At 59.6% G+C, this 13,466-nt stretch carries 10 protein-coding genes and 1 riboswitch; of the genes, 9 read left to right on the forward strand and 1 reads right to left on the reverse strand.

Annotation, left to right across the window (positions count from 1 at the left end):
• Window positions 1-53: 53 nt before the first annotated feature.
• Window positions 54-281, reverse strand: coding sequence for a hypothetical protein (locus GSQ77_RS05825; protein WP_158899975.1), 228 nt, complete (start codon window positions 279-281; stop codon window positions 54-56).
• Between the two features lie 386 nt (window positions 282-667).
• Between GSQ77_RS05825 and GSQ77_RS05830 the strand changes: the two genes are divergently transcribed.
• The 9 genes from GSQ77_RS05830 to GSQ77_RS05870 all read left to right on the forward strand — a co-directional run.
• Window positions 668-3,850: an efflux RND transporter permease subunit gene (locus tag GSQ77_RS05830; protein ID WP_158899977.1), complete on the forward strand. Its 3,183-nt coding sequence runs from the start codon at window positions 668-670 to the stop codon at window positions 3,848-3,850.
• A gap of 18 nt (window positions 3,851-3,868) precedes the next feature.
• On the forward strand, window positions 3,869-5,164 hold the full coding sequence (locus tag GSQ77_RS05835) for an efflux RND transporter periplasmic adaptor subunit (RefSeq protein ID WP_174246393.1): 1,296 nt from the start codon (window positions 3,869-3,871) through the stop codon (window positions 5,162-5,164).
• Window positions 5,161-6,672, forward strand: a complete 1,512-nt coding sequence (locus tag GSQ77_RS05840; protein WP_158899979.1) for an efflux transporter outer membrane subunit — start codon at window positions 5,161-5,163, stop codon at window positions 6,670-6,672. Before GSQ77_RS05835 ends, GSQ77_RS05840 begins: the two co-directional genes overlap by 4 nt.
• 97 nt (window positions 6,673-6,769) lie before the next feature.
• Window positions 6,770-6,869: riboswitch (S-adenosyl-L-homocysteine riboswitch) on the forward strand.
• Window positions 6,870-6,899: 30 nt separating this feature from the next.
• Entirely contained in the window at window positions 6,900-8,342 is a 1,443-nt protein-coding gene (gene ahcY / locus GSQ77_RS05845; protein WP_158899981.1) for an adenosylhomocysteinase, read from the forward strand.
• 222 nt (window positions 8,343-8,564) lie between these two features.
• The gene (locus tag GSQ77_RS05850) at window positions 8,565-8,918 is read left to right on the forward strand and encodes a phage holin family protein (RefSeq protein ID WP_158899983.1); all 354 of its coding nucleotides are present in this window, start codon (window positions 8,565-8,567) and stop codon (window positions 8,916-8,918) included.
• Window positions 8,919-8,935: 17 nt separating this feature from the next.
• Window positions 8,936-9,778: a methylenetetrahydrofolate reductase [NAD(P)H] gene (gene metF / locus GSQ77_RS05855; protein ID WP_158899985.1), complete on the forward strand. Its 843-nt coding sequence runs from the start codon at window positions 8,936-8,938 to the stop codon at window positions 9,776-9,778.
• Between the two features lie 156 nt (window positions 9,779-9,934).
• Window positions 9,935-11,590 (forward strand): ABC transporter substrate-binding protein, encoded by a 1,656-nt coding sequence (locus GSQ77_RS05860; protein ID WP_158899987.1) that lies wholly within the window; start codon window positions 9,935-9,937, stop codon window positions 11,588-11,590.
• Between the two features lie 10 nt (window positions 11,591-11,600).
• Window positions 11,601-12,611 (forward strand): ABC transporter permease subunit, encoded by a 1,011-nt coding sequence (locus tag GSQ77_RS05865; RefSeq protein ID WP_158899989.1) that lies wholly within the window; start codon window positions 11,601-11,603, stop codon window positions 12,609-12,611.
• A 13-nt stretch (window positions 12,612-12,624) separates the two neighbouring features.
• Window positions 12,625-13,466: ABC transporter permease subunit (locus GSQ77_RS05870; RefSeq protein WP_158899991.1), on the forward strand; the 842-nt coding region annotated here is incomplete at its 3' end.

The following is a 13,466-nucleotide window of genomic DNA, read 5'->3' on the forward strand; positions in this document are numbered from 1 at the left end:
CGATAAGGATAGGCAATTTGCCGTTCCTCGATCGGGCTATCGGCTATGCATCCTCAATGCAATTGCGCGCGAGACGCGTTGATAGGGCGCGAAGGCAGTAAATCGCCGGTATCGATCAGGTCGGTAATAAAGAACGGTTCGGTGCTCAGTTCTCGTGATGCGCCAGGCTGGCCGGCGTACCAAGTGACCATGGCCATGTCGCCCAGAATTTTCGTAACGATGCCAAATGCGCCACTGGGTACGGCGATGTGACGCGACTGCACGATGGAGCCGATTTGCATAAAGGTGCTCTCCACTAAAGTTCCAATTGCAATTGTAGCGCTGTGTGTCGATGCACGACTCGCGCGGGATGCGCCAGCGAGTGCTAAAGGAAGACAAAAAAAGCATAAAAAAAGCACATAAACGTCCGCGCTGTGGACAAAAAACGAAGGCTGCGCGTATATTAAGGAAGGCGAATATGGTTAACCCGAAATCTTCATAATAAAAAGAACTAACCCGCTTGCGAAATAAAGTACACTCGCTGCGATTCATAGCCTGCTTGCCTTTCAAGCTTTTCAGTCGCCTCGAAGAAGCGTTAGCCGATTGTAATCGGGTGCATTTTGTAACGCGTGAACGCAGGGACCGAACCCACGTAAAAGTTAATCCGGCTTCGATATAAAAAACCAGCATGTGGATCGTCAGACTGGCGCTTAAGCGCCCTTACACGTTTATCGTACTGTCGCTGCTGCTGTTGATCATCGGCCCGCTGACGATTCTAAGAACACCTACCGATATTTTCCCGAATATCGATATTCCGGTGGTCACCGTGATATGGACGTACAACGGCCTGCCGCCCGATCAGATGGAGCGCCGCATTACGCTCAATTACGAGCGTGGCCTGTCAACCGCGGTCAACGATATTGAGCATATCGAATCGCAATCGCTATCCGGTATTGCGGTAATCAAGATCTTCTTCCAGCCGGGCGCCAATATCAGCGAAGCGGTCGCGGAAATTACCGCACTTTCGCAGAGCCAGTTGCGCTCATTGCCGCCTGGCATCACGCCGCCGAACATCCTGCGCTTTAACGCGTCGACCGTGCCTATCCTGCGGCTTGCGCTGTCTTCGGACCAGTTGACTGAGCAGGAACTGTACGACTGGGGCAACAGCTTCCTGAAGACCCAGCTCGCCACCGTGCAGGGCGCATCGGTGCCGTTGCCTTATGGCGGCAAGCAGCGCCAGATCATGGTCGACATCGATTCGCGCAAGCTGCAGGCGAAAAATCTCTCGCCGATGGATGTGGTCAACGCGATCAGCGCGCAAAACCTGATTCTGCCAACCGGCACCACCAAGATCGGTTCGACCGAATACCAAGTAGGCATGAACGCCAGCCCCACGAGCCTGGCCGGTCTGAACGACATGCCGATACGCACCGGTCCGAACGGCACGATCTATATCAAGGACGTCGCCCAGGTACGCGACGGCTTTCAGCCCCAGACCAACATCGTGCGCGTGAACGGCCAGCGCGCAGCGCTGCTCACTGTGAACAAGAGCGGCAATGCGTCGACGCTGGACATCGTCAGCCGGATCAAGGAACTGCTGCCGACCTTGCATACGCTGGTGCCCGACTCGCTGCGCATCGATCCCGTTTCAGATCAGTCGTTGTTCGTGCGCGCCTCGATCTCGGGTGTGCTGCGCGAGGCCTTGATTGCTGCGGGCCTCACGGCGTTGATGATCTTGTTATTCCTCGGCAGTTGGCGTGCGACGCTGATCATCGCGGTGTCGATTCCTTTGTCGATGCTGACCTCGATCACCTTGCTGTCGGCGTTGGGCCAGACCATCAACATCATGACGTTAGGCGGGCTCGCGCTCGCGGTCGGGATCCTGGTCGACGATGCGACGGTCACCATCGAAAACATCAGCCACAACCTGGAGCAGGGCAAGACCCTGGAGCAGGCGATTCTCGATGGAGCGCAACAGATCGCCGTGCCGACCCTGGTGTCGACGCTGTCGATCTGTATCGTGTTCGTGCCGATGTTCCTGCTCTCGGGCGTGGCGCATTATCTGTTCGTGCCGCTGGCCGAAGCCGTGGTGTTCGCGATGCTTGCGTCTTATTTCTTCTCGCGCACGCTGGTACCCACGCTGGCCAACTATCTGCTGCGTCATCACCACCGCCCGCCCGGTGAAGATGCGCCGCGCTCGAACAACCCGTTCATGCGCGTGCATCAGAGTTTCGAGCGCGGCTTCGTGGTGGTGCGCGAGGGCTACCGCAATTTCCTGGAAGCGCGCCTCGCACGCCCAGGCCGTTTTGCCGGCATCTTCCTGCTGTGCTGTGCATTGTCGTTCGTGCTCATGCCGTTCCTTGGGCGCGACTTTTTCCCGGCCGTCGACGCGGGCGAGATCGCCTTGCATTTCCGCGCCAAAACCGGCACCCGTATCGAGGAAACCGCCCGCTTGACCGACCGTATCGATAAACGCATTCGGCAGATCATTCCGGCCCGCGAACTCAATACCATCATCGACAATATCGGCTTACCGGTTTCGGGTATCAACTTGTCCTACAGCAACACCGGCACCATCAGCACCGCCGACTCGGACATCCTGATCAGCCTGCAGCCCGATCACCGGCCTACCGCGGGCTACGTGCGCGAATTGCGGCGCATACTGAACGCTGAATTCCCTGGCATCCAGTTTTCGTTCCTGCCGGCCGACATTGTCAGCCAGATTCTGAATTTTGGTATCCCGGCGCCTATCGATATCCAGGTCGTCGGGCGCGACGTGCTGGGCAACCGCGCGTTTGCCGCGCAATTGCTGCAACGGGTGCGCTCGGTCCCAGGGTTTGCCGATGCACGGATCCAGCAACCGGGCGACCTGCCTGGCATTCATATCGAAGTGGACCGCACCAAGGCGCTGCAAGCCGGCTTTACGCAGAAGGATGTCTCCAGCGATTTGCTGATCACCTTGTCCGGCAGCCAGCAAACCACACCGACCTTCTGGCTTAATCCGGCCAACGGCGTGAGTTACAACGTCATTACCGAATCGCCGCAATACGACATGGATTCGCTGCAGGCGTTGTCCAATATCCCGCTAGTCACGCCGACGGGCAGAAGCACCATCCTCGGCGCACTGGCCACGCTGAGCCGGGAAATGGGCAACGCCGTCAATACGCATTACAACGTCCAGTCGACTATAGATATATACGGGACTACTGAGGGCCGCGACCTCGGTGCCGTTGCCGACGACCTGCAGCACATCGTCGACGCCTCACGCAAAGACTTGCCGCGCGGCTCGCAGATCCAGATCCGGGGCCAGGTACAGACCATGAATCAATCGTTCAGTGGCCTGGCCGCCGGTCTGTTGTTTGCGATCGTGCTGGTGTACTTGCTGATTGTGGTGAATTTCCAGTCGTGGCTGGATCCTTTCATCATCATCACCGGTTTGCCGGGCGCGATGGCGGGTATCGTCTGGATGCTGTTCCTCACGCACACGACGTTGTCGATTCCGGCGCTCACGGGGGCCATCATGTGTATCGGGATTGCTACGGCCAACAGTATTCTGGTGGTCAGCGCTGCGCGCGAGCAGTTGCTCGAACATGGCGAGCCGTTGCGCGCCGCGCTCGAAGCCGGGTACACACGCTTTCGACCGGTGCTGATGACCGCATTGGCGATGGTGATCGGCATGGTGCCGATGGCACTGGGCCTGGGTGAGGGCGGTGAGCAGAATGCGCCGCTGGGCCGCGCAGTCATCGGGGGGCTGCTGATAGGCACAGGCGCTACGTTGTTTTTTGTACCGGTAGTATTTTCGATGATCTATCAGCGGTTGGCAGCACGCCGGCTACGCATGATCGGGCAGATCGTGCCCCCGCAGCATTAAGAGGTATTTCGGAACGTTATGGATTCGATACATCCCACCCCCTCGCCCGCGATGTCGCGACGACGCAAGATCTGGATCGCGGTTGCCGTACTCGTGGTACTGGCGCTCGCCGTGCAGGGCATCGTTGCGCGGCACTTGACGCACTCGGCGCTGGAGCGCGACGCCGCGGTTTCCAGTGTGCAGACGGTTTCGGTGATCACGCCGATGCTCGCGGCAGCTTCGCAGGACTTGGTGCTGCCGGCCGATATGCGAGCCTACGCCGACGCGCCGATCTTCGCGCGCGTGAGTGGCTATTTGACCAAGTGGTATGTCGATATCGGCGGTCATGTGAAAAAGGGCCAGTTATTGGCCGAGGTCGATACGCCTGAAGTCCACGATCAGTTGCGCCAAGCCCATGCTGATGAGCAGACCGCGCAGGCCAATTATCTGCTGGCCAAAAGCACCGCCGATCGCTGGGATCAGATGCTGAAAAGCCACTCGGTCTCCCAACAGGAAGCCGAGGAAAAAGACAGCGACATGCAGGCCAAGCAATCGGCCCTTAACAGCGCGCGCGCCAATGCTTCGCGGCTCACGCAGCTGACTTCGTTCGGTAATCTCTATGCGCCGTTCGACGGTGTGGTGACGGCTCGCAATACCGACGTAGGACAATTGATCGATGCTGGCAGCGCATCAGCGGGCCGGGAGCTGTTCCATATTCAGGATGCGACCACGTTGCGTGTTTATGCGAATGTGCCGCAGGCCTACGCATCGCAAGTCAAGATCGGCCAGACGGCTGAGTTGATTCTTAACGAACAGGCGGGGCGCCCCGTCACCGGGGTCGTGGTGCGTACGGCCGGTGCGGTCGATCCGGTCGCGCGGACTCTGCTGGTCGAAGTCGAAGTGAAGAATCCGACGGGTGAACTGCTACCCGGTTCTTATGCGCAGATTCGTTTTCGCCTCACGAGTGGCCAGGCAGGCTTGCTGTTGCCAGGCAACGCGTTGCTGTTTAGACCGGGCGGCGTGCGTGTCGCAGTGGTCGACGCGCAGCAACACGTCAAGCTGGTGCCAGTTAAGCTGGGAGTCGACTATGGCACGCGGGTAGCGATCGCCGCAGGCTTGAGCGGACAGGAGCGCGTGATAATCAATCCGCCCGATGCCATCGTCGATGGCGCGACCGTCAGGATCGTGGCGGCCCCAGGGCGGGCAGCGTCGGGCGTAACGGCGGCATCGGGTGCTGCAGGTGCGTCGGCCGCGACTGCCGAGCCCTCCGCGGTATTGGCCCCGGCCTCGGATGCACTGGCTACTTCGAGAGCGGCATCGGGAGCTGCATCATGAGACGAATGCGCCAGAAACGAACGTACAGCAGCGTGGCGAGCCGCGCCATTACGTTGAGTGCCGCGCTGGCATTGGCGGCGTGTTCCATGGGCCCCGATTATGTGCGCCCAACCGCGCCGGTCGCGGCGGCCTACAAGGAAGCGCTTCCTAGCCCCGCCACCAGCCTCGACACCTCGAACTGGAAGCCCGCACAACCTGGCACGGCCGCCGCACAACGCTGGTGGGAAGTCTACGGCGATCCGCGACTCAATGCGCTTGAAGTGCAGGTGGCCACCGCCAACCAGAACGTCGCCGCGGCGGCTGCGCGCTATCGTTCGGCGCAGGCCACCATCGCGCAATTCCGCTCGGCCTTGTTCCCGACGCTGTCGATCGACTCAGGCTTTACCCAGACCCATGCTTCGCAAAACATCCTGTTTAAATCGAGTGCCGGCGTTACGGTGCCCGACTATCTGGTCGGTGCGCAAGTGTCGTGGGAGCCGGATTTATGGGGCCGCATTTCGCGTTCGGTCGAAGGCGCCGAGGCTTCGGCCCAGGCGAGCGCCGCCGATCTACAGGGTGCCTTGCTCTCGATGCAGGCTGAGCTGGCCACCGATTATTTCCAGTTGCGCGGCATCAAGCAGGAGCAGCAACTGTTGGTCTCCACCGTACAGGCCTATCAGCGCGCGCTGACGCTGACGCAAAACCGCTACAACGGTGGCGTGGCGCCCGAATCGGATCTGACGCAGGCCGAGGCACAATTGCAAGAAACGCAGGCGCAGTTGCTCGATCTGGGCATCGTGCACGATCAGCTCGAGCATGCGATAGCGATTTTGATCGGACAAAGCCCATCGACGTTTACGCCGACGGCGGCACCCTTGGGTCAAGACGATCCCGCGCCGTCCGCGGCGCTCTCGGCTGTGCCACTGGGCGTGCCGTCCACGCTGCTTGAACGACGTCCCGATATCGCTGCGGCGGAACGCCGGGTGTCCGCGGCCAATGCGCAAGTGGGCGTGGCGACTGCGGCATTTTTCCCGAACCTGTTCATCACGCTGACCGGTGGGCTGGAGTCGACCAATTTCGGTCCGTTCCTGACTGCACCGAGCCGGTATTGGTCGCTGGGTCCGCAGTTGGCCGGCACGATACTCGATTTCGGCGGCCGCGCAGCGACGCGCAACCAGGCGCGTGCCGGCTACGATGAAAGTGTGGCGGACTATCGCGAGACGGTGCTGGGCGCATTCCAGCAAGTGGAAGATAACTTGGCCGCGCTGCGAATACTCGAAGCCGAGATGAAAGCCCAACAGGCTGCCGTGGTGGCGGCGCAGCGTTCGTTGAGCCTGCTGAGCAACCGCTACGAAAACGGCGCCATCACCTATTTGAATGTGGTGATCGCGCAGACCACGGCATTGTCCGACGAGCGCGCGGTGGTATCGCTGCAGCGCCGCAGGTTGGCGGCCAGTGTCGGGCTGATCAAAGCGCTCGGCGGTGGCTGGAGCGTCGCGGAACTCGAAGCGAAACCCACCAATCCGTAGCCTGTGCGGCAAGCTGTGCCCAGTGGTCGGCCGTGAAAATGAAGGCAACGAGCGAGCCGTCATGCCGCACGACTGCCGCGGGTTTGCTACAATGCCGACTTCTGAGGAGCGTTGCGACGGGTTTTTCCCGCCAGGCTCAGATCCTTGCTTCGGCGCCGACGATTTTCGGCTGCCGCATCAAACGGCGCTCACGTCTATTTTCTATTCTGCTTAGAAAGGAGGGCGTGATGAACGCCGCTGTTAACCAATCGAATACTCAAGCTAATCAAGCTAATTCTTCCAGCGACTACCTGGTTGCCGACATGTCGCTCGCCGGCTGGGGCCGCAAAGAAATCGCCATCGCCGAAACCGAAATGCCGGGCCTGGTTGCCATGCGCACCGAATACGGTGCAGCACAACCGCTCAAGGGTGCTCGCATCGCCGGTTCGCTGCACATGACCATCCAGACGGCCGTGCTGATCGAAACGCTCAAGGCGCTGGGCGCCGATGTGCGTTGGGCGTCGTGCAACATCTTCTCGACCCAGGATCACGCCGCGTCCGCGATTGCCGCGACCGGCACGCCGGTGTTCGCCTTCAAAGGCGAGAACCTCGACGAGTACTGGGAATTCACCCACCGCATTTTCCAGTGGGGCGAAGGCAAGAACGCCAACATGATTCTCGACGACGGCGGCGACGCCACGTTGCTGCTGCTGCTGGGCACGCGCGCCGAGAGCGACCGTTCGGTGATCGCCACCCCCAACAATGAAGAAGAAGTCTCGCTGTACAAGGCGATCGCGCGTTACCTGGCGATCGACCCGCATTGGTATTCGGTGCGCCTGAAAGAAATCAAGGGCGTCACGGAAGAAACCACGACGGGCGTGCACCGTCTGTATCAGATCGAAAAGGAAGGCAAACTGCCGTTCCCCGCGATCAACGTGAACGACTCGGTCACGAAGAGCAAGTTCGACAATCTGTATGGCTGCCGCGAATCGCTGGTCGACAGTATCAAGCGCGCGACCGACGTGATGGTTGCCGGCAAGGTGGCTGTGGTGGCCGGTTACGGCGACGTGGGCAAGGGCTCGGCGCAGTCGCTGCGTGGCTTGGGCGCGACCGTCTGGATTACCGAAATCGACCCGATCTGCGCGTTGCAGGCAGCGATGGAAGGTTATCGCGTCGTGACGATGGAATACGCTGCCGACAAGGCTGACATTTTCGTCTCGGCTACCGGCAACTTCCATGTGATCAACCATGAGCACATGAAGCGCATGCGCAACAACGCCATCGTGTGCAACATCGGTCACTTCGATTCGGAAATCGACGTCGCGTCGCTGCAGCAATACACCTGGGACAACATCAAGCCGCAGGTGGACCACATTGTGTTCCCGGACGGCAAGCGCATCATCCTGCTGGCGCAGGGTCGCCTGGTCAACCTGGGCTGCGGCACGGGCCACCCGTCGTTCGTGATGTCGAATTCGTTCACGAACCAGACGCTGGCGCAAATCGAGCTGTTCACCCGTCCTGATGCTTATCAGAACAAGGTTTACATTTTGCCCAAGCATCTTGACGAAAAGGTTGCGCGCCTCCATCTGGGTCGTATCGGTGCAGAACTTTCGACGTTGTCGGATGAACAGGCAAAATACATCAGCGTCGACAAGAACGGCCCGTACAAGCCGGATCACTATCGTTATTGATTAGCGCATTGGTTAGTGCTTCAGTTAGCGCCTCAGTTGCTCCTTAGTTGCCCATTAGCTAGCGCAATGAGCTTTGGAGCGCTCTGAAGCGAAGCAAACCCGGCAGGCTGTGAGCCTGCCGGGTTTGCTTTCCTCGGCCGAGATGACGCTGTAACGTCGGCGACGCAAGGCATGTGCACGCGATTGACGATCCGGTTCCCGTTTCCTTGGTTAGGAGGTTTTATGCAACTGTTACTGACCTGGTTGATCAATGCGCTCGCGCTGGTCATCATCACGCGTCTGATCCCCTCGATTCAAATCAGTGGGTTCGGTACCGCGATGATCGTGGCCGTAGTGCTGGGCCTGATCAATGCTTCGCTGCGGCCGATCCTGATCCTGCTGACCTTGCCGGTTACGTTGATCACGCTCGGGTTCTTCATCCTGGTCGTCAATGCGTTGATGTTCTGGCTATGCGCATCGCTATTGAAAGGCTTCGAGGTGTCGGGGTTTTGGTCGGCATTTTTTGGCTCCCTACTCTATAGCTGTGTGTCCTGGGTGCTGTCGGCCGTGATTTTCGGTCACCGGACCGCGTTCTGATCAGTTATCTATTCTCTATGCACGCCACTGAACTTTCCTTCGAGTTTTTCCCGCCCAAGACGGCCGAGGGGCTCGACAAGCTGCGCGCCGCGCGCGTAGAGCTATTGCCGCTGAACCCGAAGTTCGTGTCCGTCACGTTCGGCGCCGGCGGTTCGACCCAGCAGGGCACGCTCGATACGGTGCTCGCACTGGCCAGCGACGGTGCGCAGGCCGCGCCGCACTTGTCGTGCGTGGGTTCGTCGCGCACCAATATTCGCGAGATCCTGAATCAGTATCGGCACAATGGCATTCGCCATATCGTGGCCTTGCGGGGCGACTTGCCGTCGGGCATGGGCGAAATCGGCGAGTTTCGCTATGCGTCGGAGCTGGTCGAATTTATCCGCGCTGAAACCGGCGATTGGTTCAACATCGAAGTCGCGGCTTATCCGGAATATCACCCACAGTGCAAGTCGCCGCGGCACGACCTCGACAATTTCGCACGCAAGGTGAAAGCGGGCGCGGACTCGGCGATCACGCAATATTTCTTCAATGCCGATGCCTACTTTCGCTTCCTTGACGACATCCGCAAGCTAGGCGTCGATATTCCCGTCACACCCGGCATCATGCCGATCACCAACTTTACGCAACTGATGCGGTTTTCCGAAATGTGCGGTGCCGAGGTGCCGCGCTGGATTGCGCGCCGACTCGAGAGTTTCGGTGACGATCGCGAGTCGATCCGTGCGTTCGGGCTCGACGTCGTCACGGCGTTGTGCCAGCGCCTTATCGACGCCGGCGCGCCGGGCTTGCATTTTTATACGCTCAATAGCCCGACGGCCACTCGCGCGATCGGCGAGCGGTTGAATTTGCGGGAAAACTCGTAAATACGCTTATTTGCGAGCAAATTCTTAAAATCGGCCGCGCAGACGACTCGTAATGCGATACCGCGGTTTTTTACCACTTGTTGAAGCGAATATTCGCCAGTAGAGTGTGTCGGCCAGCGTCGGCATGGTCGACGTTTGAAACTGGAGAAAAAACGCATGAACCAACGTATTGAACGCGCGTTACGGCGTGCGGCAGTAGTAGGCACGCTGGCGGCTTCCGTCGCCGGTTGCGTGGCGGGGTTGTCGATGCTTACGTCGGCCAGCGCCAGCGCTGCCACCTTGCCCAACAAGACTCTCGTCTTTTGCTCCGAAGGCAGCCCGGCCGGGTTCGACCCTGCGCAGTACACCACCAGCGTCGAATTCACGGCATCCGGTCATTCGATCTTCGATCAACTGATCGAATTCGAGCGCGGCACGACCAAGATCGTGCCGGGGTTGGCCGAAAGCTGGGATATTTCGCCCGATGGCCTGCAGTACACGTTCCATTTGCGGCACGGCGTGAAATTCCACACCACCTCGTATTTCAAACCGACTCGCGAGTTCAATGCGGACGACGTGGTATTCAGCTTCGATCGCATGCTCAACCCGGATAACACCTTTCGCAAGGCCTATCCGGTAGCGTTCCCGTATTTCACCGATATGGGGCTGGATAAGAATATCGTCAAGATCGAGAAGCTCGATCCGTACACAGTGCGCTTCACGCTCAACGCGATCAACGCGCCGTTGCTGCAGGATTTGGCGATGCCGTTCGCTTCCGTGCAGTCGGCCGAATACGCGGACCAATTGCTTAAGGCTGGCCATGCATCGGATATCAACTTGCAGCCGATCGGCACTGGGCCCTTTATCTTCCGCAGCTACCAGAAGGACGCCACGATACGCTACGACGGCAACCCCGACTATTGGATGCCCGGCGCAGTCAAAGTCAGCAAGCTGATTTTCTCGATTACGCCCGACGCATCGGTGCGCTTGCAAAAGCTCAAGGAAAACGAGTGTCAGGTGATGTCTTACCCGAAGCCGGCGGACATCGCCCAAATCAAGGCCGACAGCAACCTGCAGTTGCCGAACCAGGTCGGGTTCAACCTCGGTTACGTCGCGTATAACACCACGCACAAGCCGCTCGATAACGTCGACGTGCGTCGCGCGCTCGATATGGCCATCAACAAGCCGGCGATTATCCAATCGGTCTATCAGGGCGCCGGTCAGGCAGCAGTCAATCCGATGCCGCCGACCCAGTGGTCATACGATAAAAACACCAAAGGTGCGCCTTACGACACCGCAAAAGCCAAAGCGCTGTTGACCAAGGCCGGTTTTCCGAACGGCTTTGAAATCACGCTATGGGCCATGCCGGTGCAGCGTCCGTATAACCCGAACGCGCGCTTGATGGCGGAAATGATCCAATCCGATTGGGCGAAGATCGGCGTGAAAGCCAATATCGTGACCTACGAATGGGGTGAGTACATCAAGCGCGCTCATGCGGGCGAACACGATGCAATGTTGATAGGCTGGACTGGCGATAACGGCGATCCGGACAACTGGCTCGGCGTGCTGCTCGGTTGCGACGCGGTCAAGGGCAGCAATTTCTCGAAGTTCTGCTACAAACCGTTCGACGACCTCGTCATGAAGGGACGCCAGACCACCGACATCGCGAAGCGGACCCAGTACTATATTGAGGCCCAACAGATTTTCGAGCAGCAATTGCCGTTCTCGCCAATCGCCCACTCGACTGTCTATCAGCCGATCGCAAAAAGCGTGACTGACTTCAAGATCGATCCGTTCGGCCCGACGATATTTACCGGGGTGGGCATGAAGTAAGGCCGCTTAGATGTTGCGATTTTTCCTGCGCCGTCTCGGGATGGTGGTGCCGACTTTTATCGGCATTACCGTCCTGGCGTTTGCGCTCATCCATCTGATCCCGGGCGACCCCATCGAAGTGATGATGGGGGAGCGCGCGGTCGATCCGCAGATGCATGCCGAAGCGCTACATCGTTTCGGTCTCGATTTGCCGCTACCGGTCCAATATCTGCATTACATCGAGCGTGCGGCTCATGGCGATCTGGGCGCGTCCATCGTCACTAATATCAGCGTGCTGAATGAGTTCTTCACACGCTTTCCGGCTACGGTCGAACTATCGTTATGCGCGCTGTTCTTTGCGCTCGTCATAGGCATTCCGGCGGGTGTCATCGCGGCGCTCAGGCGCGGCACGGCGGTTGACCACAGCGTGATGGGCGCCGCGTTGACCGGCTATTCGATGCCGATCTTCTGGTGGGGCTTGATACTCATCATGTTCTTTTCGGTGACGCTGGGCTGGACGCCGGTGTCGGGTCGCATCTCGGTCGAATACGATGTGCCGTTCGTGACCGGCTTTATGCTGATCGACTCATGGCTCGGTGGAGACCCCGGCGCGTTCTCGTCGGCCGTGAGCCATCTGATCTTGCCGTCCATCGTATTGGGCACCATACCGCTGGCCGTGATTGCCCGCATGACGCGCTCCTCGATGCTCGAAGTGCTGCGCGAAGATTACATACGCACTGCACGCGCCAAAGGGTTGAGCCCGGCGCGCGTGATCATCATGCACGCGCTGCGCAATGCGCTGATCCCCGTAGTGACGGTGATCGGCCTGCAAGTGGGTACCTTGCTGGCCGGCGCGGTGCTGACTGAGACCTTGTTCTCGTGGCCCGGCATCGGCAAATGGCTGATCGACGCGATTGCGCGCCGCGACTATCCCGTGGTGCAGGGCGGTATCTTGTTGATCGCCACGCTGGTGATTTTCGTCAACTTGCTGGTCGATCTGCTGTACGGCGTGCTCAATCCGCGCATCCGGCACGCCCGCTAACGAGAGCCCAGTCATGGAAGAGTTTCAGGTTTCATCGTCGCAACTGCCGGGCCACGCATCGTCCCAGGTGCCGTCGCACGTAAGCTCGCAGCCACCCTCGCAGGCGTCTTCGTTGGCTGCGGACGTGTCACAGTCGCAGCCATCCCTGTCGCCGAACCCCACGCCGCTGCCTCCGACCGGTGGGTTGCCGGCGGCGCGCGCGTTTTGGAAGCAGTTTTCGAAAAATCGTGGCGCGACGGTGGCGGCCGCATTGCTGGTGGTGCTGATATTGGTGGCGGTGTTCGCACCGTGGCTCGCGCCGCATAGCCCGATCGAGCAATACCGTGAGTTCGTCAAAATCCCGCCGGCTTGCTTCAGCGGCGGTTCCTGGCATTTCTTGCTCGGCACCGACGAAGCCGGCCGCGACATCCTTTCGCGGCTGATGTTCGGCGCGCGGCTGTCGCTATTTATCGGCCTGGTGTCGGTCGGTCTCGCGCTGATTCCCGGCATCGTGCTCGGATTGATCGCGGCATTTTTCAGTCGATGGTTCGACACCCCGATCATGCGTTTGATGGATGTGCTGCTGGCCTTGCCTTCGCTGCTGCTGGCCGTCGCCGTAGTGGCGGTGTTGGGGCCCGGCCTTGCCAACACCATGATGGCGATCGGGATTGTCGGACTGCCCGGGTACGTGCGTCTCACGCGCGCGGCAGCATTGGGCGAGCTGCAAAAAGAATACGTCACCGCCTCGCGTGTGGCGGGTGCCGGTTCCTTGCGCTTGATGTTCTCGCAGGTGCTGCCCAACTGCACCGCGCCGTTGATCGTGCAGGGCACGCTCGGTTTTTCGACCGCGATACTCGATGCCGCGGCGCTCGGCTT

This window comes from Burkholderia sp. L27(2015) (genome assembly GCF_009765705.1).
Classification (GTDB): Bacteria; Pseudomonadota; Gammaproteobacteria; order Burkholderiales; family Burkholderiaceae; genus LMUX01.

Coding starts and splice junctions, on each gene's coding strand:
- GSQ77_RS05825 (WP_158899975.1), bottom strand. CDS start 281: ATGCAAATCGGCTCCATCGTGCAGTCGCGTCACATCGCCGTACCCAGT.
- GSQ77_RS05830 (WP_158899977.1), top strand. CDS start 668: ATGTGGATCGTCAGACTGGCGCTTAAGCGCCCTTACACGTTTATCGTA.
- GSQ77_RS05835 (WP_174246393.1), top strand. CDS start 3,869: ATGGATTCGATACATCCCACCCCCTCGCCCGCGATGTCGCGACGACGC.
- GSQ77_RS05840 (WP_158899979.1), top strand. CDS start 5,161: ATGAGACGAATGCGCCAGAAACGAACGTACAGCAGCGTGGCGAGCCGC.
- ahcY (WP_158899981.1), top strand. CDS start 6,900: ATGAACGCCGCTGTTAACCAATCGAATACTCAAGCTAATCAAGCTAAT.
- GSQ77_RS05850 (WP_158899983.1), top strand. CDS start 8,565: ATGCAACTGTTACTGACCTGGTTGATCAATGCGCTCGCGCTGGTCATC.
- metF (WP_158899985.1), top strand. CDS start 8,936: ATGCACGCCACTGAACTTTCCTTCGAGTTTTTCCCGCCCAAGACGGCC.
- GSQ77_RS05860 (WP_158899987.1), top strand. CDS start 9,935: ATGAACCAACGTATTGAACGCGCGTTACGGCGTGCGGCAGTAGTAGGC.
- GSQ77_RS05865 (WP_158899989.1), top strand. CDS start 11,601: ATGTTGCGATTTTTCCTGCGCCGTCTCGGGATGGTGGTGCCGACTTTT.